Genomic DNA, 23,770 nt, shown 5'->3' on the forward strand with positions numbered 1-23,770 from the left:
TGCCTACCATTCTTCCTTGCATTCAAATTCTTTGCCATTTAAATACTCTAAAGGCTTATCTAAATTATTAAATTTTAACTTATAGCAGTGTAAATAAACTCTTTTGGTTCCTTTTGCCTTTGAACCATATTTTGAATCGCCATATATTGGGTATTCAAGGTATTCTAACGTGGCTCTAATTTGATGTTTTCTGCCAGTAAATAATTGTGCATATAGTTTATTGTCTTTTTTAAAAAATCTGGTCTTTGCCATCTTATCATCAGGATGCTGCATATTCTTAGTTGCCACCATTTTTTGCTGCAACTCATCATGATGAACATAAACAGAAACAATTTCATCATGAGGATTATAATCGCTTTTTAAAACATAAATTTTGTCCAAAAACTCTGTTTTACGGTTTAATTCTGCTAATGCTGGATAATTTTTAGCATACATTATAAGTCCACTGGTTCACTTATCTAGTCTGCCTACATGACTAGGTCTAAAAGCTGAGTTTTGCTTAAATTTCAAATAACTGAAAACTTGATTATCCAAACAATTAGAATCCCCGTGCACTATAGTCCCTGCTTTTTTATTAATAAGCAAAATATTGTCATCTTCATACACAATATCGGAATCCAATTTTCATGAATTATCATAGATAACAAATGATGGCTCATCCTTTATGCCATAAATAATTATTTCATCCCCTGTTTTAACAACATAATTACTGTCAGCGATTCTTTTATTATTTACCTTAATGCTTTTTTGACGAAAAAGCCTATAAATTCGGCCTTCTGGTAGTTTTTTAAAAAGAGAACTAATATATTTTATTAACTTTCTCCCATTATCACTGCTTTGGGCAATGAACTTATGCACAGTGCTCCTCCTTATTCAACATCAACTCTTATGCCGTCAAATAAATTAAAGTCTTTTGCTTCATTTTCTGTTCCATCAGAATAGTTAAATTCAGTTAGTTTAGGCAACTCGTAAGTTGACTTTAATTTAAAATAGTCATAAAACTTGTTGGTCACACCATAAAGAATTGGATTCCCAGGAGTAGGGCTAATTCCAACTTCTTCCACAACACCTTTAGTTAGTAATGTGTTCAAAACTTGTTCACTAGCAACACCTCTTAAATTGTTAATTTGTGAACGTGTAACAGGTTGCTTGTAAGCAACAATGCCAGCTACTTCAATAGCAGCATTTGATAAACGATGTTTTTTAACAACTTGCACCATTTTAGTTATGTATTCCTTGTAAGCTTCTCTAGTTGCTAATTTAAACACCTCATTGAAATTAACGACTTTTAGCGCTCTATCTTCGTCGTTGTATGCTCTAACAAAATCATTCATAACTTTTCTAGCTTCAGAAATAGTGTTTAATCCAAAAATGTCCTTAACTTGCTCTAAAGTAAGACCTTCATCGCCTTGAACATATAATAATGCTTCCAAAATCTTATTTTTCATACTCTGGCCCCTTTTCAAACCTAATTTCACCAAATTGACTATCTTGATACATTCTTATAATTTGTCTTCTTGATAAATCAAGCACAGCTAATAGTGTAATTACAAAATGATTCAAACTAGGTTGTCTAAAAATCATGTCAAATGTTACTTTGTCACAAGAATCAAATAAGTTTAAAATAAATGGTATTTGATCTTTAGGTGTTAGATTAAAAGTTTCTAATTTTGTTCTTCTAAGCTGCTGCGCATATGTTCTTTCAAACATTTTTCTTAAAACAGTAATTAACTTAAGCGGATTGCTTGAACCATCTAGTGCACTTTTATCATCGTCAACCAAAAACTCGTCAATGTTGCTAGGACTTTTAATAAAAATCTCTTTTCTAGACTCTTCTTGCTCACGCAATACCTTAGCAGCTTCTTTGATTTGTTGGTATTCGTAGAGTCTACGAAGCAACTCGCGTTTATCTTCTTCAATTTCTGGTTTTTGCTCAGGAGTAAATAACAGCATTTTAGTTTTAAGCGCTAATAATGTTGCAGCCATAACTAAATAATCACTTGCCACATCAATTTCATTTTCTTGCAAATCATCAATTATTTTTAAGTAAGCAGTAGCTAATTCAAAAACGTCAACATCCATTATGTTTACATTTTTTTCTTGAACTAAAGCTAGTAATAAATCTAAAGGTCCATCAAAGTTTTCTAACTTAATGTCAAACTTATTTTCACTATTTGATTGCAAGGCTTCATTATTCATTTCTTAAAGCTCCTTTAATCATGCCTTTTACATTTTCAGCGATAACTACAGGCTCCATTGTAATAAATGATGCTGGTTTAAGAGCGGGTAAAAATGTAACTTTGATCTTGATTGACTTCATTCTTTTCACATTCAAGCCATCACGAGAATCTGAAATAGCAACAGGCACAATTGGTAAATAATTACTTACTGCAACCTTAAATGCTCCTGCTTTAAAATCGCCTAATTCATCTTCTACAACTCTAGTTCCTTCAGGGAAAATAACACCACAAGTTGAATTCTTTTTAACGAAAGCTCCAAATTCATTTATCTTCTTAATGCCATCACGTGGATTGTCTCTGTCAACATAAATAGTGTCAATTAAGCTTAGTAAATTTCTGATAGTTCTTTTTTTGCTTAACTCAATTTTTGCTAAAAATGTTGGAATTTTATTCCTAACATTCTCTTCTTTAGTTTGCTTTCTAAGCGCACATAAAACTAAAACTGGATCAATGTTTGATTTATGATTTGGAGCCAAGATTACAGCACCTTTGGGAATATTATCATATCCTTCAACAACTAATTTGACACCATAAAGTCATAGGAAAAATCTAGCTTTTTTCAAAAGCCAGTCATTTCTTTGCTGTGGATGATAAAATGATGGATCTTTTCTGTACTTTCTAGCAAAAGCATTTATTCTTCACCAGTATCATAAAACTAATCATCAAAGGAAGATCATTTTTATTATAAACATATTACGCTCCTATTTTTTCATTACTACTGCTATTATTAAGTCATCTTCGTCGGTGGTCGATATCATAAAATCAGAATGTATGTAAGCCCCTTGCTTTTTTATAATTGTTATCTTATCAAAAGCAGGTATTGCATTATCAGCCTTAAACATAGCCTCTTTAATACACCAACGGGTTGCTAAAAACTTTTGTTTTTCATAATCTGATTTTAATTCATCAAACTCAATAAACTCTTCAGCGCTTAAAATACGTATAATTGTGCTTTTTTTAAGCTCTTGAAAACGGCTTATTTTTGTCATATCTAAGCCTATATTATGATTAAACATAATAAAATTATAAATTAATTGAAATTTTATTTTTCTATTAAACAAAAAGCATATATTATTTAAATTTTATTAAGCCTTTTGCTTCATTGATATCAGCCCATAAATAAAAAATAATTTGCCTGTTTTATAGGCAAATTAGGAAAATTTGTGTTATTCGAATTCATTCGATTTATTTTTGAAAATAATATTAATTGGACAGCCAGTGTACTCAATGTTTTGTCTAATTTGTTTTTCTAAAAACCTTTGGTAACTGAAGTGAACAAATTTTTTGTTATTAACAAAAAAGATAAATGTAGGAATTTTATTTTCAGTTTTTCTAGCAAAGTAAATATTTAATCTTCCGCCATTATATGGAGGCGCTGGTTGAATTAATTGACTTTCTCTTATTAAGTTAGTTAAAACTGAAGGTTTAATTTCTCTTTCTAAGTTTTCTTTCACTTTTAAAACAATGTCAATAAGTTTGTCAATTCTTGAACCTGTCTTAGCAGAAATAAACTCAACAGGTACTCATGGTACAAAATGAAAACGGTTCTTTAACTTTTTCCTATATTCATTCATTGTGTCTTGAGTTTTATTAATTAAGTCTCATTTATTAACACATATAATTATTGGTTTATTGTTCTCAAGTGCATATCCTATTATTCTCGCATCAAAGTGGGCCAACTCTCTAGTTGAGTCAATTAATACTATAGACAAGTCAGATTCGTCAAGTGATGACATTGCTCTTTTAAGAGCTAAGTGTTCAACAATGTCATCAATTTTGCTCTTTCTAGTAATTCCAGCAGTATCAATTATCTCAATTTTGTGTCCTCTTAATTCAACCACACTTTTTACACTATCTCTAGTTGTGCCGGCAATATCAGACACAATTGATCTATTTTCATGAGTAATAGCATTTAAAAGCGAGCTTTTTCCAGAATTAGGTTGTCCAATAATTGAAAGCTTAAAATAAGGGCTAACATTGTCTGTATCAAAGTTTAAATATTTAAGACATTGGTCTAAAACATCACCAATTCCATTTCCATGAAGCGCACTAATTCTAAAAACATGATCAGCGCCTAATGAATATCAGCCATAATCAAATTTTGAAATATTATCAAGCTTATTAGCAACAACAATAATAGGCTTGCCAGACTTTTGCAACATACTATAAATCATCTTATCATCGGAAGTAATAGCAGCTTGCCCATCGACAATAAAAATAACAACGTTTGCTTCTTCAATAGCTATCTTGGCTTGAATTAATATTTGATCTTGGAAGTCTTTTTTCTCAATTTGAATACCACCAGTATCAATTACATTTATCTCTTTACCATTTCATGTAAATGATTCATAAAGCCTATCTCTAGTTACTCCAGGCCTATCAAAAGTTATTGAACTTCTTTTACCAACAAGCCTGTTAAATAGGGTGCTTTTACCAACATTAGGTTTTCCAATAATTGCAATTACATTCTTTTTCATAACTACATTCTTTCTTTTGCTAAACTAACAATTTTATCTACAACTTTCTCAAAATTCATATCTGTTGAATCAATTACAATTGCATCATCAGTAATATGAAGCGGGTCAGTTTCTCTATGTTGGTCAGCATAGTCTCTTGCTTTAACTTCTGCTAAAACCACATCATAATTAGTCTCAAAACCTTTATCTTTGTTCTCAAGTGCTCTTCTTCTTGCTCTTACTTCAGGAGTACCGGTAAGAAAGATTTTTAATTCAGCATGTGGCATTAACTTAAAAGTTGTATCACGGCCGTCCATAATATACCCTTTAGATTTTTTAGTTATTTTATGAATAAAATCAACAACATAATGCCTAATTAATGGGTATTGAGCAACTTTTGAGGCAGCTTTTGCTACTTTATCATCCCTAATTGCATCCGATACATTTGTGCCATTAAGAAAAATGTTTTCGTGCTCATCTAAGTCAATTTCAATCTTGCTAAGCATCTTAAAAACTTCGCTTTCAATTTCAAAATCAACATTCATTTTGATTGCACTAAGAGCTATTGCTCTATAAACACTTCCGCTGTTTATAAATACATAATTTAGTTTTTTGCTTACCTCTTTAGCAACAGTGGATTTACCAGCTCCGCATGGTCCATCTATTGCTATATTTATTTTGTTGCTCATAAAAACTCCCTGATTTAAATTACATTATTTAATTATAAATTAAATAAAAATCTTAAGTGCTATAAAGACAAGAAATGCTTAAAATTCCACTTTATTTATAACTACTTCTGTTGTGTTTGTAAATGAAATAGTGTCTTCAGTAAAAGAAGAGCCACCATCATAAAAATCATTATTTTGAACATTAATTAAAGACAGTATTTCGTTTGATGAAAACGAAATATTTTTGCTTATGCTTTTTAAGTCAAAAGCAATATCAGTTTTTGTTTTTAAATAATTAACATCGATTAAATACTTATCAATATTTGTATAATCAACCTGTTTTATAGTGTTTTTGGTAATATTACTTATATCAACAAGTGGAATTTTTATACTTTCATTAATATGTTTGAATAAATCATAATTTGGCATTAATTTATTAAAAAAACGGTAATGAGCTTCTAGTTCTTTATTTTCTTTTAGAAGACTTTCAAACATGTTTTTCTCACTGTATACCGATAAATCAAAAGAATCTAAAATGGGCTTGTTATTGTTTTCTTTCATATTTAAATTATATTTTGATTTGTATCTTGAATAAAAAATGTTTTACATTTGCTCTTAAAAGCAAAAAAATCAACCTCATAGATTGACTTTGTAATTATTTGAAAAGAAATAAACATAAACAGACACATAATTTGGTCAGTCTAACATTTTATTTAGATTTTTTTCCAAGCTTATCTTCTGAAACACCTCATATTTTTGATAATTTTTCAACATCCACCTTAGGAGCACTTTTAAACATGTTGTCTGTTTTGACATTAGAATTTAGTTTTCATTTGCTTAAATCACGATTAAAATTCTCTGTATCTCCAAACATTAAGTACATATTCTTTACATTTGATACATTTCAATTATCAATATTTCCATTAAATGAAGTTGCCTCTTGAAACATAGATTCCATATCTTGAACATTAGATGTGTTTCATAAATTTAAATCTTGGTTAAAAGATGATGCCCCTGCAAAAAAACTAGACATCTGTGTAACATTTGAGACGTTTCAATTATTTAACGGACTATTAAATTTAGCTGCTCCATCAAAAACACCTGACATATTTCTTACATTTGAAGTGTCTCAATTTGAAATGTCTTGGTTAAATTCTGCAGCATATGAAAAAGCTTCAGAAATGTTATTTACATTTTTAAGATTTCATTTATCAATATTATTAATTGTTGACGACTTCAAGTAATGAAATGCATGAAAGAGCGAATTAATTTTCAAAGGTAGATTCTTGGGAACTTCAACAGTATTTTTTGGCATTGTCGCAATGGTAATGCTGTTTTTTGAAGCATCTTTTGAATATCCAATTTGCTTAACAAATATTTTGTCATTAGTTTTGTTTATATCATCAAATTTATTATCTAAGCTTATTTTAATTGTAGAATTGCTGTCCTTGACTGCATACTTAGTCACAACTTTGTCTTTAAAAACAGTTCCAAGCGTAACTTCAAACAAAGTTGAGCCTAAATTTAATTTAATCTTGTTTTTGCCACCACTAGTATCTTCATGCAGAAGTTTATTTTTGTTAGTTTCAGCTAGTTCCAAGTTGTTGATTTTTTCATCTTTTGCATAAACATTAATTTGATCATAAAAATCTTGTAGTGAGTGAAAAGCAGCAAAAGCATCTTTTAGCTCACTAACAATTTTTTTCACCTTTTCAGCATTTTCCTTGTTAACCTTCTTTTCATCTTCAGTTTCCACTTTTTCTTTGTTTATAGGGTTATCCTCTGTGTTCCTGTTTGATTGATCGCCTTGTTCCGTTTTTGAATGGGGGGGGGGTTATATTTTTATTATCTCCATTACCGCCATCCATATGATCAGTTTGCGGTTTAGTAATTATTTCAGTACTGTTATTGCTTTTATTATCACACGATGCAGCAATCAAAGGAATTGTTGTGATTGACAAAAAAGCACCACTTAAAAATTTAATTTTCTTGTTCATATTACCCTTACTTTTTTTACTTTACTGTTTGTTGTATTAAATTTGCATAATCTAAACTATTTTTAATTCTTAAAATATTCACAAAAAATATAGCAAATTTTTTGCCTTTTTAAAAATTTTTAATTTTAGTAAATAATTCTTTAAACCCTGTTTTATAGATACAAAAACACAAGCTAGTTTGCTTGTGCTTTTGCTATTTTGCTTTTTTAAACTCATCAACAAAGCTTTTGTTTACATCATCACTAAAGCCTTCTAACACTTTAGCAACTTCTTTAAATTTAGCAGATGAATACTCGGGAATCTTAACACTAAGAGTTATTATTAAATCACCCTTGTGACCGTTTTTGTCTCACATTCCACCATCTTTCACCTTAATTTTAGTGCCATCATTATATGAATGTTTCATTCTTACAGCTTTTAATCCACTTGGTGTTGGCACAATAATCTCATTTTCCTTAATAATGTCTAAAAATGAAACAGGGAAGTTTTCTAAATGTAAGTTAAGACCTTCTCTAACATAGTATTTATGAGGCTTAATTGACACTACAACATACATATCACCAGGCTCGCCACCATTAATACCTTTTTTACCATATCCAGGTAGCTTAATTCTATCTCCATTAATAAAGCCAGGCGAAACCTTGATTGTTACTTGTTTATCTTTTTTAATATATTTAGCACCCTTACACATATCGCAGGCACTTAAAATAATTTCACCTAAACCATCACACTTAGAACAAGCACCCACCATTTCAACAATTCCAAATGGAGTCTTTCTCCTACCTACTTCCTTACCGCTACCATTACACTTGTCACAAATTTTAATATTTTTGGCTTCAGCACCTTTACCAGAACATTTAGGACACACTTCATACTTGCTTAATGTCTCTTTGAACTCAACCCCGGTAATTGATTCGTTGAATGTTATTACAATGTTTGAGTAAACATCCATTCCTCTCTGTTTCATAGCACTTTGCGACGATCTACCACTTCTGGCACCACCTGAAAAGCCGCCTGAAAAGGTTGAAAAAATATCACTAAAAATATCCTGAAAACCTGAGCCAAAATCAGCAAAGCCGCCATTCATATTAAAGCCTCTATTGGCTGATCCAACACTTCCATATCTGTCATATTCATCTCTTTTTTTAGGATCAGACAAGACTTCATATGCTTCATTAATTTCTTGCATTTTTTGATCGCTTGTGCCATCTTTTAATTTATCAGGATGATACTTCATTGCAAGCTTACGGTAAGCAGCTTTTATTTCTTTATCGCTAGCTTTTTTATCAACACCTAGTATTTTGTAGTAATCTTTATTTGCCATAACAAATAAATTTTAGCATATTTGTATTTTGAGTGCTAAATTATTATTAATTTGACTTATTTCAACTATAATGTTATTTGCGCCATCATAGCTCAGTAGGTAGAGCACATCCATGGTAAGGATGGGGTCGCAGGTTCGATTCCTGTTGTTGGCACCATTTCATTTGAATGACTTACATATAAGCGGCCTTCCGCTTTTTTATTTTTTCTAACTAATAATAAATGTATAAAATTATCATTATGAAGAAAAGTATAAGCGTGCTAAGAAAAGAGTCTCAGATTAAAAATTTTATTTCAACAATAATAACTAATGAACTAACAAATGCTAACATTTACAATCCAACAGTAACTGACGTTGTGCTCTCAACTGACCTGAGTCATGTTAAAGTATTCTTAGCTTTTAGTTCAAAAGAAAATGATGGCCTTGATGCAGTTAAAAATGCATCAGGTTACATTAGAAAAATGCTTTCAAAGACTCTAAACTGAAGAAAAATTCCTGAGCTTCATTTCTATATTGATGAAGTAGAAAAAAAGGCTTTTGAAATTGATCAAATTCTTAATTCATTAAAAAATGAATAATAAAAAATAATAGCGAATACTCTTCGCTATTTTCATTAACTTTATTGGTGCCAGTTACGAGGATCGAACTCGTGGCTGCTGGTTACGAGTCAGCTGCTTTACCACTAAGCGAAACTGGCATAAATACTAAGGTACATAATTGTATTAAATATCTTAGTAAATATTTTAATAATTAAACTGTTTTTAATAAGATAACTTGTTTCTTGCCTTTTTTAAAGAAAGCATATTTACCTTCAAACAAACTTGGTCTATAAACTGTATCAAATTCAATTTCTTTGTTATCAATTTTTAAGGCTTTGGCTTGTATAAACTCTCTAGCTTCTCTGTTAGAAGAAATAAATTTATTTTTAATTAAAGTCTCAATTACTGAATCACCTTGTTTTATAGGACAAGTCGGCAAATAGTTTTCAATAATTTCTAAATCATTGAGCGTTAAAACACTAGTATCAAAAGACTTATCAAACAAAATTTTTGTAATATTTTTGGCTTGTTTTAGCTCATTAGCGCCAAAAATATTTTCAACAACTTCACTAGCTAAAAACCTTTGCGCCTCTTGTGCTGATGGATTAGCAAAATGCTTCTCTAAAACCTCATTAATTTCACTAACACTTTTAAAAGAAAATCAATATAAAAGCTCTTTAATTCTGGAATCATTTTGTGAGAGTAAATATTGATACATTTTAAATGGAGAACACATGTTTTTATCAATTCATAAAGCTCCACCACCTGTTGACTTACCAATTTTTTTGCCATTTTCATCACTAAGCAAATTAACAGTCACTCCAACTGCTTCATGTTTATCACCAACAACTTTAGAAATCATATCAATTCCAGTGACAATATTGCCTCATTGATCACTGCCACCCAGCTGAACTTTAATTCCTAATTCTTGATAAGTTTTTAAAAAGTCAAAACCTTGCAACAGCTGATAAGTAAACTCAGTAAAAGAAAGCCCTTTTTGAATTCTTTTTTGCACAGATTCTTTGGCCATCATATATGAAACATTAACTAGCTTTCCAACATTTCTTAGAAACTCTAAAACATTCATATCTTTGTAAAAATCATAATTATCAATCACTTCTAAATCAAACGATTCTAATTGTGCTTTTATTTTTGACTTGTTTTTATTAACACTTTCATTGTCTAATAAAACTCTTTCTGAATCCTTAAAAGATGGGTCACCAATCATTCCTGTTGCCCCACCTAAAACTGCATAAGTTTTAAAACCGTATTCCTTAAAGCGCAATAAAACAGAGATCAAAATATAATTTCCTAAATGTAAACTCTCTGCTGTTGGATCAAAACCTACATAAACGCCTGTTGTGCTTGGACTAAGATTTGCAAACTTATCCTTGTTGCTAATATCTTTTAAAATTAGTCTTTCTTCCAAATCTTTAAGTATGTTCATAACTCTCCTGCTACAACAAGTCACTAACTTCTAATCCTAAATATGAATCATCACATTTTTGCAATAATTCATCTAATTTTTTAGCTTCAGCTTCACTAAATCCTAAACTTTGCGCACTGCACAACATTCCATAACTTTTAACTTCTAATATTTCGCCCTCAGTGATTTTTAATCAATTTGCAGTTATTGAACCGGGTAAACATCACACAAAATATTTGCCTTCAGTTGTGTATGTAGTATTAGTAATTATTTGTCTTTTAGCATCCTTAAAATCAACTTCCAAAACAAATAATTTTTGGCTTTTTGGATGCACTTCTCTTTTAATAATCTTCCCGATTGCAAAGTGCTTAATTTTTTGAATTTTATACTTATTATTTTTGCTTAATATTAAGCCTTCTAACTCGCTAAATTCATTAGCTTTCAAAACCTTAAAATTTTTGCCCAAATCAGCTGTTTTATAGTTTAATAAGTTCACTGATGATACATTAAAATCTTCATCACGAAACACAACCATATCATCATAAAAATCAGCTTGTGAATCATTTATAGTTGTATTAAAAAATGCAATAGCATTATTTTCAAATTTGCTACTTATATTAAATAAAATTGCCATGTCTTAATTATATAAAAACTTTAAATTATTTAATTTATATGTTTTCTTATATAATGTTGCTATGAAATATGCAATAGTAACTGATTCGTCAATCGGGCTTACAAAAGCACAAACCGAAAAATTAGGTTGACACTTTTTGCCCCTTAATTTAGTTATTGACGGTGTAAATTATGCAGATGGAATTGATATTACATCTGACACATTGTTTGAAAAATTTACATTAGAATCTGATGTTAAATCATCAATGTTTAATATGCAATATGCAATAGATTTGTTTACAAACTTGTCTAAAGAATATGACATGATCTTTGTTTATCCAATCTCACAACATTTATCAAACTCATATCAAGCTCTTAAAACAATGGAAAAAGATTTTGACAAGCTTAGAGTTATTCAAAGTAAACAAGTCATGATGCCTCTATTATGAGACGTTATTTGATTCGACCATATGCTTAAAACTGACTCTTCTAAGTACGAAGAGTACATTAATCATCTAGAAAACCCATCATGAGCGCACTCAGTTTCTGTTATTCCGAAATACAACAGATACTTAGTAAAAGGCGGTAGATTACATCCTGCTGCTGCACTAGTTGCTAGAATGCTTAAATTAGTTCCTATTATTAAATGAGAAGATGGCCAACTAATGAAAGAAAACATTGGCCGTAACTTTGAAAAAACTGTTTTAAAAAACCTTACTCAAAAACACGAAAGTTTTAAAGTTCCTTCTGGCTTTACTCTTACACCTGTTATTATTCACCAAGGTGTATCAAAAAGTGATTTAGATGAATACAAAAAACTTGTGCACCAATACTGAAACAAAGATCCTATGATTTTTAGTTTCTCGCCTGTAATAGAAATACATACTGGCCCAGAAACTCATGTTCTAGGCCTTATGCTTTTCCCAACCGATTTAATGAATGTCTTAAAAGAAAAATTATCTCTTTTAGGCCTATGAAACAGTTAATTAAGTAAATTAATAAGCTTATAAGGCTTATTTTTTATTCTAAAAAAGAAATAAAAAAATGGCAGGAGTGACAGGATTCGAACCCATAACACACGGGGTTGAAGCCCGTTGTTCTACCGTTGAACTACACTCCTACAATTTAAGTATGCTAATTATACTTAAATTATTTTAAAAGTTTATTAAAAACTTGTTCTATGTCTTTTACCTTTTTGATGTTTTTTAAATCATCATCAGGGATCATCACATTATATTTCTCTTCTAAATCAAAAACTAATTCTGCTAGTGATAAAGAATCAATTTTTAATTCTTGGAAAGTCAATTCAGGATTTATTTTAATTTTGGTTAGCTTTTGAATTCTATCCATTATGTCTTTTAAATCTTTTTCTTGCATACGCATATTATAAAAGAATTTTAATTATCAAAATAACTTTATTTTCTATCTTAAATCTTCATAACTAATGAATGCGAATCTGTCTTTTAATGACATGTCTTTTACAATTTTTGCCCCATCAATTTGCTTTCATCTATCGATGTGTTTTGGATTTATTTCAAAAGCCAAAATCCCACCTTCATTTAAGTAATGTTTTGCTTCATTTAAAATTTTTTCATAAAAATATCAGCCTGAATCTTTAGCAAACAGTGCGATTTCTGGCTCAAATTTTTTTACAGATTCGTCTACATCTTTATCATCATAATCTAAGTATGGAGGATTAGACACAATTAAATCAAATTTGCCTTTTATATCATTAAAACAGTCACTTTGGACAATTTGAATACCTGTAGTATTCTTAAAATTTAATACTACATTTTCATTAGCTTGCATAATTGCTTCATTATCAATGTCACTTAATATGACATTTATTGAATCTAAATTCTTCTTTAAAGCTATTCCAATAAAACCTGAACCGGCACACAAATCTAAGACCTTCATTCCTGGTTTTAAATACTCATTTAAAAGTATATAAACTAACTCTTCTGTTTCATATCGCGGTATCAAAACCTTGTGATTTAGATTGATTCTAACATTTGCATACTCGACATATCCCATTATGTATTGAATGGGATATCCTTGGTTTAATTTTTTAAGCTCCAATGAGCTAACTTTTAATTCAAGTCCATAACGCTTTTTTTCTAAAAGCAAGTCTTCAATAGTGGGCATTAAAATCCACTTTCCTTGATTTTTTGGTTTTGTTCTTCAGCTAAAAGAGCATCAATTATAGGTGTTAGCTTACCTTCCATAATTGGTTTTAAGCTAGTTGAGAAACTAATTCTGTGATCTGTAACTCTATCTTGTGGATAGTTATAAGTTCTTATTTTTTCACTTCTATCACCATGTCCAGCTAGTTTTCTATATCCGGATTCTTCTTCGGCTTTCTTTTGCATTTCTAAATCATATAGCTTAGATTTTAAAATTGTTAAAGCAGTTTCACGGTTTGCAATTTGACTTCTTTCATCCTGAGAAGTTACAACAATATTGGTTGGCAAGTGTGTAATTCTCACAGCTGAATCAGTTGTATTAACCGACTGACCACCAGCACCACTTGAACGAAATACATCTATTTTAAGGTCACTTGGTTTAATTTCTATTTCTACTGAATCATCAATTTCTGGCATAACTGTGACAGTTGTTGTTGAAGTATGAATTCTTCCTTGTGACTCAGTTACAGGCACTCTTTGTACTCTATGCACACCTGATTCAAACTTAAACTTTGAATATGCTTTCTCACCTTTTATTGAAAAGACAATTTGTGAAAACCCGCCTGCACTAGCGCTATTAGTTGATAAAATTTTTAACCTAAATCCAAGTTCATCAGCAAATTTGCTGTACATTCTGAATAAATCTCCAGCAAATATATTAGCTTCATCTCCGCCAGCAGCTCCTCTAATTTCTACAATGATGTTTTTATCATCATTTTCATCTTGTGGCAGTATTAAAATCTTAAGTCTTTCTTCTAATTCTTCTAATTTAAGGGAGTTTTCGTCAATTATCATTTTAGCAAACTCTACTTCTTCTTCACTCTTAGACTCAAGCATAATTTTAGCTTGCTCAACATCTTTTAAAATGTTTTCATAAGTAATAAATTTTTCTGAAATCTCTCTAATTTTTGCAATTTCTTTATTAATTGCTGAGTATTCTTTTATGTTGCTAATAACTTCAGGGTCATCAATTTTCTTTAATAATTCTAAGTAACTTTGTTTGATTTCAGATAGCGATTTAAACATTGTCTTTTCCATAGTTTTTATATTATATTGAAAATTTAAATATTTTAACAATATTTAAATTGAAGCTACTAATTTGACTAAAAGCGTTGTTTTATAGGCCTGCTTATTAAAAAAATCAGGCAATAATTTTGCTCTGATTTCTTATGTTAATAATTTGTATATATTTCTAAAACTTTTGCTCTGGAATATATAACTTTCCATCAACAGAGGCTACATTACTTACTGTAATTAGGGCTTCAGCATCGGCTGTTCTTACTTTTTTAATCAGTCTTGGAATTTGTCTATAAAGCGTAATAGAAGACAAAATTTGAAGCTTGCTTCCTGAATAACCTCCTTCACCATTTTGCAATGTGAAGCTGTTAATTGTTCTTTTATCAGTAATAATCGCTTTTCTAATTTCTTCCATCTTGTGAGAGTAAACCTTGAACTGTACAATCTTAAATCTTGGGAATAAATTATTTAAGTAAATAACAAATATAAAGTTACATAAGTAAGTTGACACAAAGTTAGGTGAAAAATACAAATCAGCTTGTCATCTAAGCTCACTGATTGCCTTAACTGCAGCTAATTCAGCAGCGCTTAATGAATTTTTAACTTCAGCAATCTCACTAATAGTCTTAAAGTCATTAGCAATCATACTTCCTGGAATATAAGTACCGATAACAACACTAATTAGAATAATTATTATGTTTATGTATCCATTTATTGTGCCAAAATTCTTTTGTTTATAAACAGACATATATTCGCCAATTATCCCTGTAACACCTGCTGATCCGCCAATTATTGCAATGATTGCAAAAAAGTAAGCTAACAAAATACCATAAATGATTGCAAACAAAATTTGAACAATCGTGTTGCCACCATCATTTCATTGTAATGGCAATAGTTTGATTAAATCATTAATATTTTCGCTATTTCAGCCTGCATGATTAACTAATGCAACCTTCATATTTTCGGTTATTTCAGGGTGGTTAAATTTACCAAAAAGTGTGAATTGGTTTAATGCAGGAATTTGTCCTAATCCTGCTGAAACTAAGCTACTTAAGACCAAAAATTCAAGTGATAATAAAATATATACTTTTCCTAATTTCTTTCATCCAAAAACAAATATTGGAATGCTTAAAACTAAATATAAAATTCAGAAAAGTGAGTGGTCTATAGCATTCATTATTGGCTTAGTAATAGCAGCATTACTACGCAAACTAGTTACAACAATTTTAGAAATAGCTTGTCCAAAGGCAGCTAGCCCAAAATTATATATTCCAGGGTTCTTAACTAAAAAGATACCTACAACTCCAAATAAAATAGCTAGTCCTGCTGTTATGAGCCCTAATTTTCAAAGTGGCATCAAGGCATAGAATCTAGATAATTGGAGAACAAAGTTAGACATTTTTGTGTATCTATATTGTGTATTCTTTTTGTCCACAATCTTCTTTTTATTGTGGTTTTCGTCAACTAATTGATTTGCAAGTGCTGAGTTCTCATCAACAGATTCAGGTTTATTATTTAACACTTCATTTGCATTAAACTCTTTTTGAGAATCTTTTGTTTCATTTGTAACTTTTTTATCTTCTGTTTCATTGTTCATTGTATGCCTCCTTTCGCTCAAATAAAGAATAAAAAAAATATGCTTTATTGCATATAAATTATATTAAAATAGGCTTAAAAATCAAATAAAAGCACTAATTTGGGAAAAATTCAAAAATATTTTTTCATATAAGTTGATAGCCGAACTAGTGCTTTTTCTGTCACTCATTTTTCTGCTTTTTGGTATAATTCATTATATTTATTTATACATATATGTATAAATCTTTTGGAGGTTGTATGGAAAAACTAGAAAGTACTAACCAAGATAATCAAAGCAAAAATAACAGCTATAATGCAAGCAGCATAAGAGTGCTAGAAGGCCTAGAAGCTGTTAGAGTCCGTCCTGGAATGTATATTGGTACAATCACTGATAAAGGTCTTCACCATTTAGTTTGAGAAATTGTGGATAATTCTGTTGATGAATGCATGGCTGGATATGCCAATTTCATCAAAATAACTATTTGTAAAGATGGTTATATTGAAATTGAAGACAATGGTCGTGGCATACCTGTAGCAAAACACCCTCAAACTGGTCTATCAACTGTTGAGACAGTTTTAACTGTATTACACGCAGGCGGTAAATTTGATTCTGATGCATATAAAGTTTCTGGTGGCTTACATGGTGTAGGGGCTTCAGTTGTAAATGCTTTAAGTTCTGACTTCCACGTGTGAGTTAAAAGAGAAGGCCATACATACTATGCGCATTTCCAAAATGGTGGACAAACTGTTCAACCATTAACTGTTATAAATGACATAGACCCTAGTGAAACAGGCACAAAAATCAAATTCCATCCCGACTTTTCAATCTTAGAAAAGCATCCTTTTTCTGTTGAAGCCATAACTGACCACGCTAAAAGAATTGCATATCTAACTAAAGGTACTCGTTTAGTCGTAGTTGATGAGATCAACAACACTTCAGAAGAGTTTTACTATGAAGGTGGCTTAATTGACTATGTTAATGAACTAAACGAAGGCCAAAAATTAGTACACGATTCTATAATTTATGCTGAAGGCTTATATGACTCTGATAAATCAGGTTCAAAAATAACTGTTGAAGTGGCTCTTCAATACACATCAACCTTCCAACCAAGAATTACTACTTACACAAACAATATTGTGACAATTGAAGGTGGAACACACGAGCAAGGCTTCTTTGATGCTCTTTCAAGACTAATTAATTCTTATGCTCTTAAAAATGGCTTAATTAAAAGCGAAAATGAGAGACTAAACAAAGAAGATACTTCTAAAGGTCTTGTTGCCATTGTGTCTGTAAAACATCCAGATCCAATTTTTGAAGGACAAACTAAAGGTAAACTAAATAACAAGGATGCCCGTACTGCGGTTAGAGAAATATTGGCTCCTGTGTTAGAAAGATACTTTGATGAAAACCCAATTGATGCTAGAGAAATAATTAACAAATGTTTGCAATCTAGAAAATCACGTTTAGCTGCTGAAGCTGCTGCTAAAGCTGTGCAAGCAAATATGGGTAATAACTCAATAGCTTCGCTTCCTGGCAAGCTAGCTAACTGCACAAGCAAGAACGCTGAAATTTGTGAATTATACATTGTCGAAGGTAACTCTGCTGGTGGCTCAGCCAAAATGGGTAGAGATAGAAATGTTCAAGCAATACTTCCACTAAGAGGTAAGGTCATAAATGCTGAAAAAGTTTCTCCTGAAAGAGTCTTATCAAATACTGAAATAATTTCGCTTATAACTGCCTTAGGCACAGGCTTAAACGAATCATTCGACATCAACAAGCTTAGATACCACAAAGTCATTATTATGACTGATGCCGACGTCGATGGAGCGCACATTCGAACTCTTCTTTTAACATTCTTTTATCGTTATTTTAGAAAACTTATTGAATACGGCTTTATCTATATTGCCCAACCACCACTGTACAAAATTCAGCAAAATAAATATATTGCATATGCTTATAACGACAGTCAAAAAGATAGTATTCTTCAATCATTAAATCAAGATTCAAAATTTACTATCCAACGTTATAAAGGCCTTGGTGAAATGGATCCTGAACAACTTTGAGAAACCACAATGAACCCTGAAAATAGAAAAATGTATCAAGTTCAAATTGACGATGCTGCTAAAGCCGACTGAGTCTTTACAACACTAATGGGGGATGATGTGCTTCCAAGACGTGAATTTATTGAAAAAAATGCTAAATTTGTTCAAAATATTGATATTTAGCACATTAAAACAACTTTTCCCAATAATTAGTTTAAAATATCAAAAATATAAAAAATTGCTGTTTTTATACTAAAAAATGCACTTTTTGTATAAAATAACTCAATCAGCAAATAAAGGAGGAGCTATGCTTAAAGAAATTACAGCTCAAGAATACAAAGAAACAGTTGAAGGCAAAGTAACTGAACCTTATTTATTAGTTTTCCACGCATTATGATGTGGCCCATGTAGAATGTTTAAAGAATCATTATCAGAATTAGCTGAAAAAGACAAAGTATTAGTTTACCGTGTTAATATAGATGAAAATTCAGAACTAGCAAGCCAATTCCAAGTGCGTTCAATCCCAACATGATTTGTTTTCAAAGATGGAAAACAATTAGTGTCTCACAATGGCTTCCTTCCATATGAAGACCTTAAAAATGTTGTTGATTCAATAAGATAAGCCCTTGCGGCTTTTTTCTTAACTTCCTATTATTTTCTTTATAATCTTAATTATGAAAGTAATCAGTGAGAATCGCAAAGGTCTTTATGGCTATAAAATAATTGAAAAACACGAGGCCGGCATTTCTCTATTAGGTTGAGAAGTTAAAAGCGCTCGTGCTCAAACAGTTAATTTAACTAACTCTTATATTTTCTTTAAAAAAGGCGAACTTTTTCTTTGCAATGCTAATTTTGCTAAATATATGCTGCTTAAAGTAGAAGAAGACAGAGATCGTAAGCTACTAATGCACAAAAAAGAAATAATTCGTTTAAAAAATAAACTGGATCGCTTGTCTTCCGCAACAATTAAGCCTACTAAAATTTATTTTAATAACAAGTCTAAAATAAAAGTTGAAATAGCTTTAGTTCAAGGCATGAACAAGGCTGATAAGCGTGAAGATTTAAAGAAAAAAGATAACGAAAAATACATACAAAAAGTCAAGAGCAATTACTTATAGTCTCTTGACTTTTTATGCGTAAACAATTGTTTTATAGGTTTCTAAGGCTTTTCAATAATAGAAATATTTTCAAATTTTCTGCTTATTTTTGAATTTGAATAAGATGAATCAGTTAGGATCTTAAACATTTGACATCCTAAAAGATGATAATCAATAAATATCTTGCACTTATAGTTATTTTTTCAGTCATAAATAGACGTATAACCTATATCAGTTAGCCTTAAGTTTTTATCCTTAGAGGCAACTAAAGTTATAAATGATTCGTGCGTTGAATTAATCAAGTTAACAATGTTGTTTTTATAAACAAAGTTAATAAAATCAACAGTAGCTTTTTCGCTTCTGTTATCAACTTCAATTTTTAGTTGATTAATTCCATTTTCACGACAAAATCTTTCAAAGCCATCGCTTCTTTGTTTTTGCTCAGCATCAGAAAGTTTAGAATCAACTACAAAAGCAATTTTTTCATTCTTATCAATATATGATGAGAATTTGGTTGTTAAATCATAAAATGCCTTTGTATAGTCAATTGCAATATTATTAACTCTTTTGTCAGTTGTTGGATATACCAATGTAGTGCACTCATTCACATTATTGGCTATATAATCAAGGACAGCATTTTGGTTACTATTTGGTAAAAAGAAAATAACAGCTCATGGCTTTCAAGATAATACGTATCTCACAGTTTCAATGTACTTTTCTAAATCATGCCCAGCATAAATGGTTAATGTCTTTACATTAAACACTTTGGCTTGCTGGCTAATTCCTAAAACAATTGACTGATAATAGTTAGGAGACTGTTCAGGCATAATAATAAATACAGAATTGTCACTGCCACGAATTAAGCGTGCTCCATGATTTGGATAATAATTATATTTAGTAACAATATCCTGGATTCTTGCCTTAGTTTGTTTTGAAACATATCCACCATTATAAAAACGGCTTACAGTACTAATTGAAACGTGAGCTAATCTAGCTATGTCTTTGTAAGAAAAATTTTTCATAGTACTTATTATAATAAAAAAAATAAATATGGAAACATTGCATAAAACTTTATTATTCGGCATATTTCGTTTTATTGTTATAATTTAAAGGCTGGTGAAATAGCAACCTTATAACCTGGTCAGGACAGAGATGTAGCAGCCATATTAAGAAGTGTTATGTTCGCCAGCTTTTTAAAAGCATAAGGGGGTTTTATGGATATTAAAACATCTGAAACAGTTAGTTTAACCTTTTTAACTGTCTTTATTCTTATAACTTTTTTAGTCAAAATATTTTACTTTTTTACACTAAAAGAAAAAGAGTGATATAGAAGCCAAAGCCTAATGAGCCTATGATATAGGCATGTAAGCGTTTTATTTATTGTTGTAATAATTTCAACATGTGCTTTATATCCTTGACTTATGACTATAACAATGCGTTTATTTTATAGAAATTATTATAAGAGTGCAGACCTTGTTACTTCTAGAGTATCAATAATTTTTTCATTAGTAATTGCCCAATTTATCCATGTAAACAACCTTATTTTGTTATTTAAATATGTTGTCTTTAAAAAATATGCCAAACCTAAGGCTAATAATGTGATATTATAATATTACTCCCCAAGTGGTGGAATGGCAGACACCGTAGACTCAAAATCTACTGGAGAAATCCGTGCAGGTTCAAGTCCTGTCTTGGGGACCATTTGATTAAATTCATCAAACAAACAGCAAGCTATGCTGTTTTTATTTTTGATTTTTTCTACCTTACAACTTTTACTAATTAGCCTGTTTTATAGAAAAAAATATCATAGGCTCGCCTACAATATTTCTTTATATCTCTTTTTGTAAATAATTCTTACAATCATAACTAATGCAATATATAAGATAACTAATGATGCTAACAATAAGTAAAATCAAGGATTTAGCGCTCTTATCCCAAGCAAACTATTTAACCCTGGTATGTATGGAGTTGCAGTAACTAATGCAACACCACCAAAAGTAGCAAACAATAATGTTCAGGAAGGTCTTGATTGCACAAAAGGTATCTTTTCAGTTCTTATAAAATGAATTACTAAACTTTGCGTTCACATCGAAATTATGAATCAGCCAGTTTGGAATAATGAAATTCATTCAGCTGACTTAGGATCAAGATTTGGATAGAGTTTTGGGATAAATAATCAGTTTAAAATCACAAAAGCTAATATGTCAACAATTGAGCTAGTTGGCCCAAACCACAACATAAATTTGATGATGCTTTTTGTATTGAATTTTCTTGGCTTCTGGATAAATTTAGCATCAACTTTGTCTCAAGGGATAGTTCCACAAATGATGTCATAAATAAGGTTTAAAAATAATATCTGAGTAGCTAATAGTGGCACAAATGGCAATATTATTGCTGCAATTAAAATACTAAATATATTTCCAAAATTACTACTTAATGTCATCTTAATGTATTTGTTCATATTAGCATATGTCTTACGTCCTTCAACAACTCCTGTTGCTAAAACATTAAGATCTTTTTCTAAAAGAATAATATTTGCGCTTTCTTTAGCAATATCGACTGCAGTATCAACTGAAATTGAAACATCTGCTGTTTTCATTGCAGGAGCATCATTAATCCCATCACCCATATAACCAACAACATGTCCATTGGCTCTTAATGTGCCAATAATTGTGGCCTTTTGATCAGGGCTTAACTTTGCAAAAATATTGTGCTTTTCAACAATTTCTCTAAGTTCTTCATCGTTTAAATTTATTAAATCTTTACCAAGAATGACGCCATCAGTCTTCATGCCTACTTTATCACATATTGCCTTAGTAACTCTAGCATTATCACCAGTAAGAATTTTGACCTCCACGCCATGTTCATAGAGGTTTTTAATTGCAGAAGCGGTTGATTCTTTTGGTGGATCTAAGAAAGCTAAATAGCCAATTAATGTCATTTCATGCTCATCAGAAACGCCAAATTGTCCTACTTTATTTGGATTCTTTTTTCTAGCTACAGCTATAACTCTCATTCCTTGATCATTAAGCTTGTCAACTTGCACTAAAACTTTATTAATCATTGCTTGATCTAAAGCAACAACACTGCCATTTAACTCTAAGGTATTGCAAACAGAAAGAATTTCTTCAACAGCGCCCTTAGTTACCATTTCAATGCCAGTATTTTTGTTTTTATTTTTAACCAAAACACTCATTCTTTTTCTGTTGAAATCAAACGGAATCTCATCTATCTTTTCGTATACATTTTCTATATTTCTTAATTCTTCATGTATATCACTTAATTCGTCTGTTTTATTTATTATTGATAAATCAAGCAAGTTTTTTAAACCAGTTTGATAATAACTATTTAAAAATCCATATCTTAAAACTCTTATGTTTTCGTTTCCTAAAACATCTAGATGCATCTCTAATGCAACCTGATCCATTGTTAATGTACCTGTTTTATCAGTACAAAAAACATCCATTGCACCAAAATTTTGAATCGAATTTAAGCTCTTAACAATTGTCTTGCTTTTAGACATTCTAGATGCCCCTTTGGCAAGAGTACTTGTGACAATCATAGGCAACATCTCTGGAGTAAGCCCAACTGCTACTGAAATTGCAAACATTAAAGCTTCTAATCACTTTTGTCCATCTTTAAAATTCTTAACCCCCGCAATCAAGAACACAATTGGCACAACAGTAATCATTATTCTAAAAAGCAATCAAGATATCGAACTTATGCTTTTTTCAAAATTTGACTTAACAGGCTTTTCATTAATTTTTTGAGCAACTTGGCCTAAATATGTTTCATCCCCAGTTACTATCACAATAGCTTTAGCGCTTCCAGAAATAATATTTGAGCCCATAAAAGCTAAATTATGCCTGTCTGTGACATTTTGATACTCATGTTCATAATTAATTGAAACAAACTTTTCAATAGCTTCGCTCTCACCTGTTAATGATGACTGTGACACAAACAAGTCTTTTGCACTAATTATTCTAACATCAGCTGGAATAATATCTCCTGCTGCTAGGTGAATAATATCTCCAACAACCACTTCATCAAGCGGGATTTCATAATTAGTTCCTTGTCTTTCAACCTTTGTAGTTGTCTGTACCATTTTGACTAATTTGGCTGCAGATGAGCTACTTTTGGTATCTTCAACAATGTGCAAAATCCCACTAATTATAACCATTGACATAATTATTATGATAGTAGCAGGCTCAGCGCTCTCTCCCTTTTTTAAAGGTAAAATAATATCAACTACCAATGATATAAGTGAAAGAATAAGCAGAATAATAGAAAAAGGATTAAAAAAGGCATCAACTATTCTTTTTCAAACAGAATTCTTGCTTTTCTTGCTTAAAACATTAGCACCATATTCACTCTTATTAATTTCAACTTGCTCGTCACTTTGCAAGCCATTAATGCTGGAGTTATATTTATTACAAAGTTCATTTACACTCATTTTTGATGCCGCAATAAGCTCTTGTTGAGCTCGCGATAAGTTGGTACTCTTATTTTTCTTGCTTTTCAACATATAACTCCTCTCTTTTTTAATATTCTAATATTAAAAAATTATAATGTATTATTTGCTTTTGCAACTTC

At 30.7% G+C, this 23,770-nt stretch carries 25 protein-coding genes, 4 tRNA genes and 1 other RNA gene; 9 read left to right on the top strand and 21 right to left on the bottom strand.

All coding sequences use genetic code 4. The features are described from left to right. Positions 1–3 precede the first annotated feature (3 nt). The 11 genes from MAGA_RS04155 to MAGA_RS04205 form a co-directional block, all read right to left on the bottom strand. Entirely contained in the window at positions 4–858 is an 855-nt protein-coding gene (locus MAGA_RS04155) for a pseudouridine synthase (RefSeq protein ID WP_013022339.1), read from the bottom strand. 11 nt (positions 859–869) lie between these two features. Then, on the bottom strand, positions 870–1,448 hold the full coding sequence (scpB, locus tag MAGA_RS04160; protein WP_011949873.1) for an SMC-Scp complex subunit ScpB: 579 nt from the start codon (positions 1,446–1,448) through the stop codon (positions 870–872). Continuing rightward, the gene (locus MAGA_RS04165) at positions 1,438–2,199 is read right to left on the bottom strand and encodes a segregation/condensation protein A (RefSeq protein ID WP_013022340.1); all 762 of its coding nucleotides are present in this window, start codon (positions 2,197–2,199) and stop codon (positions 1,438–1,440) included. The genes scpB and MAGA_RS04165 overlap by 11 nt, the downstream gene beginning before the upstream one ends. After that, entirely contained in the window at positions 2,192–2,932 is a 741-nt protein-coding gene (locus MAGA_RS04170; protein WP_013022341.1) for a lysophospholipid acyltransferase family protein, read from the bottom strand. The genes MAGA_RS04165 and MAGA_RS04170 overlap by 8 nt, the downstream gene beginning before the upstream one ends. 9 nt (positions 2,933–2,941) lie before the next feature. After that, positions 2,942–3,256, bottom strand: a complete 315-nt coding sequence (locus MAGA_RS04175) for a 4'-phosphopantetheinyl transferase superfamily protein (protein WP_013022342.1) — start codon at positions 3,254–3,256, stop codon at positions 2,942–2,944. Between the two features lie 150 nt (positions 3,257–3,406). Beyond that, positions 3,407–4,717: a ribosome biogenesis GTPase Der gene (gene der / locus MAGA_RS04180; protein ID WP_013022343.1), complete on the bottom strand. Its 1,311-nt coding sequence runs from the start codon at positions 4,715–4,717 to the stop codon at positions 3,407–3,409. Between the two features lie 2 nt (positions 4,718–4,719). After that, the gene (gene cmk / locus MAGA_RS04185) at positions 4,720–5,385 is read right to left on the bottom strand and encodes a (d)CMP kinase (protein WP_013022344.1); all 666 of its coding nucleotides are present in this window, start codon (positions 5,383–5,385) and stop codon (positions 4,720–4,722) included. 78 nt (positions 5,386–5,463) lie between these two features. Then, positions 5,464–5,925: a hypothetical protein gene (locus tag MAGA_RS04190; RefSeq protein WP_013022345.1), complete on the bottom strand. Its 462-nt coding sequence runs from the start codon at positions 5,923–5,925 to the stop codon at positions 5,464–5,466. 148 nt (positions 5,926–6,073) lie between these two features. Continuing rightward, entirely contained in the window at positions 6,074–7,120 is a 1,047-nt protein-coding gene (locus MAGA_RS04195) for a BspA family leucine-rich repeat surface protein (RefSeq protein WP_013022346.1), read from the bottom strand. A gap of 19 nt (positions 7,121–7,139) precedes the next feature. Beyond that, positions 7,140–7,361: a variable surface lipoprotein gene (locus MAGA_RS04200; RefSeq protein ID WP_013022347.1), complete on the bottom strand. Its 222-nt coding sequence runs from the start codon at positions 7,359–7,361 to the stop codon at positions 7,140–7,142. Between the two features lie 193 nt (positions 7,362–7,554). Then, positions 7,555–8,685 carry a DnaJ C-terminal domain-containing protein gene (locus tag MAGA_RS04205; protein WP_013022348.1) on the bottom strand — a complete coding sequence of 377 codons (1,131 nt, stop codon included), beginning with the start codon at positions 8,683–8,685 and terminating at the stop codon, positions 7,555–7,557. An 81-nt stretch (positions 8,686–8,766) separates the two neighbouring features. On the opposite strand from MAGA_RS04205, the gene MAGA_RS04210 reads away from it, so the two are divergent. Further along, positions 8,767–8,842: transfer RNA gene (locus tag MAGA_RS04210), tRNA-Thr, on the top strand. Positions 8,843–8,924: 82 nt separating this feature from the next. Continuing rightward, positions 8,925–9,263 carry a 30S ribosome-binding factor RbfA gene (gene rbfA, locus MAGA_RS04215; protein ID WP_013022349.1) on the top strand — a complete coding sequence of 113 codons (339 nt, stop codon included), beginning with the start codon at positions 8,925–8,927 and terminating at the stop codon, positions 9,261–9,263. 45 nt (positions 9,264–9,308) lie between these two features. Here the strand turns inward: rbfA and MAGA_RS04220 are convergent. The 3 genes from MAGA_RS04220 to tapR form a co-directional block, all read right to left on the bottom strand. Continuing rightward, a tRNA-Thr gene (locus tag MAGA_RS04220) sits at positions 9,309–9,382 on the bottom strand. Positions 9,383–9,435: 53 nt separating this feature from the next. Then, entirely contained in the window at positions 9,436–10,671 is a 1,236-nt protein-coding gene (gene tyrS / locus MAGA_RS04225) for a tyrosine--tRNA ligase (protein ID WP_013022350.1), read from the bottom strand. 10 nt (positions 10,672–10,681) lie between these two features. Next, positions 10,682–11,284: a TyrS-associated PheT N-terminal domain-related protein TapR gene (tapR, locus tag MAGA_RS04230; RefSeq protein ID WP_013022351.1), complete on the bottom strand. Its 603-nt coding sequence runs from the start codon at positions 11,282–11,284 to the stop codon at positions 10,682–10,684. A gap of 61 nt (positions 11,285–11,345) precedes the next feature. On the opposite strand from tapR, the gene MAGA_RS04235 reads away from it, so the two are divergent. Further along, on the top strand, positions 11,346–12,248 hold the full coding sequence (locus tag MAGA_RS04235; RefSeq protein WP_013022352.1) for a DegV family protein: 903 nt from the start codon (positions 11,346–11,348) through the stop codon (positions 12,246–12,248). 59 nt (positions 12,249–12,307) lie between these two features. On the opposite strand, the gene MAGA_RS04240 is transcribed toward MAGA_RS04235, so the two are convergent. The 5 genes from MAGA_RS04240 to MAGA_RS04260 all read right to left on the bottom strand — a co-directional run bounded on the left by MAGA_RS04240 (position 12,308) and on the right by MAGA_RS04260 (position 16,059). After that, positions 12,308–12,382, bottom strand: a tRNA-Trp gene (locus MAGA_RS04240). Between the two features lie 29 nt (positions 12,383–12,411). Then, positions 12,412–12,639 (bottom strand): phosphopantetheine-binding protein, encoded by a 228-nt coding sequence (locus tag MAGA_RS04245; protein ID WP_226876325.1) that lies wholly within the window; start codon positions 12,637–12,639, stop codon positions 12,412–12,414. Between the two features lie 45 nt (positions 12,640–12,684). Next, positions 12,685–13,407 (bottom strand): peptide chain release factor N(5)-glutamine methyltransferase, encoded by a 723-nt coding sequence (prmC, locus tag MAGA_RS04250; RefSeq protein WP_013022354.1) that lies wholly within the window; start codon positions 13,405–13,407, stop codon positions 12,685–12,687. Next, positions 13,407–14,483 (bottom strand): peptide chain release factor 1, encoded by a 1,077-nt coding sequence (gene prfA, locus MAGA_RS04255; protein ID WP_013022355.1) that lies wholly within the window; start codon positions 14,481–14,483, stop codon positions 13,407–13,409. Before prfA ends, prmC begins: the two co-directional genes overlap by 1 nt. 154 nt (positions 14,484–14,637) lie before the next feature. Further along, positions 14,638–16,059: a DUF2179 domain-containing protein gene (locus MAGA_RS04260; protein ID WP_013022356.1), complete on the bottom strand. Its 1,422-nt coding sequence runs from the start codon at positions 16,057–16,059 to the stop codon at positions 14,638–14,640. A gap of 236 nt (positions 16,060–16,295) precedes the next feature. Here MAGA_RS04260 and MAGA_RS04265 point away from each other — a divergent pair, with 236 nt between their 5' ends. From MAGA_RS04265 to smpB, 3 genes are all read left to right on the top strand, one after another. Beyond that, positions 16,296–18,263, top strand: coding sequence for a DNA topoisomerase subunit B (locus MAGA_RS04265; protein ID WP_013022357.1), 1,968 nt, complete (start codon positions 16,296–16,298; stop codon positions 18,261–18,263). A gap of 124 nt (positions 18,264–18,387) precedes the next feature. Next, positions 18,388–18,702, top strand: coding sequence for a thioredoxin family protein (locus MAGA_RS04270; RefSeq protein ID WP_013022358.1), 315 nt, complete (start codon positions 18,388–18,390; stop codon positions 18,700–18,702). Positions 18,703–18,754: 52 nt separating this feature from the next. Further along, positions 18,755–19,198 carry an SsrA-binding protein gene (smpB, locus tag MAGA_RS04275; RefSeq protein WP_013022359.1) on the top strand — a complete coding sequence of 148 codons (444 nt, stop codon included), beginning with the start codon at positions 18,755–18,757 and terminating at the stop codon, positions 19,196–19,198. 41 nt (positions 19,199–19,239) lie between these two features. Here the strand turns inward: smpB and MAGA_RS04280 are convergent, their stop codons facing one another. Continuing rightward, positions 19,240–20,199, bottom strand: coding sequence for a LacI family DNA-binding transcriptional regulator (locus MAGA_RS04280; RefSeq protein ID WP_004024174.1), 960 nt, complete (start codon positions 20,197–20,199; stop codon positions 19,240–19,242). An 83-nt stretch (positions 20,200–20,282) separates the two neighbouring features. On the opposite strand from MAGA_RS04280, the gene ffs reads away from it, so the two are divergent. The 3 genes from ffs (at position 20,283) to MAGA_RS04290 (ending at position 20,878) form a co-directional block, all read left to right on the top strand. Further along, an RNA gene (ffs, locus tag MAGA_RS04505) (signal recognition particle sRNA small type) lies at positions 20,283–20,377 on the top strand. Between the two features lie 14 nt (positions 20,378–20,391). Further along, positions 20,392–20,787: a hypothetical protein gene (locus MAGA_RS04285; protein WP_013022360.1), complete on the top strand. Its 396-nt coding sequence runs from the start codon at positions 20,392–20,394 to the stop codon at positions 20,785–20,787. 7 nt (positions 20,788–20,794) lie between these two features. Then, positions 20,795–20,878 (top strand) — tRNA-Leu (locus tag MAGA_RS04290). Positions 20,879–20,993: 115 nt separating this feature from the next. On the opposite strand, the gene mgtA is transcribed toward MAGA_RS04290, so the two are convergent. Continuing rightward, entirely contained in the window at positions 20,994–23,702 is a 2,709-nt protein-coding gene (gene mgtA, locus MAGA_RS04295) for a magnesium-translocating P-type ATPase (RefSeq protein ID WP_013022361.1), read from the bottom strand. Between the last annotated feature and the right edge of the window lie 68 nt (positions 23,703–23,770).

This window comes from Mycoplasmopsis agalactiae (genome assembly GCF_000089865.1).
In the GTDB taxonomy this organism is placed as follows: Bacteria; Bacillota_I; Bacilli_A; order Mycoplasmatales; family Metamycoplasmataceae; genus Mycoplasmopsis; species Mycoplasmopsis agalactiae_B.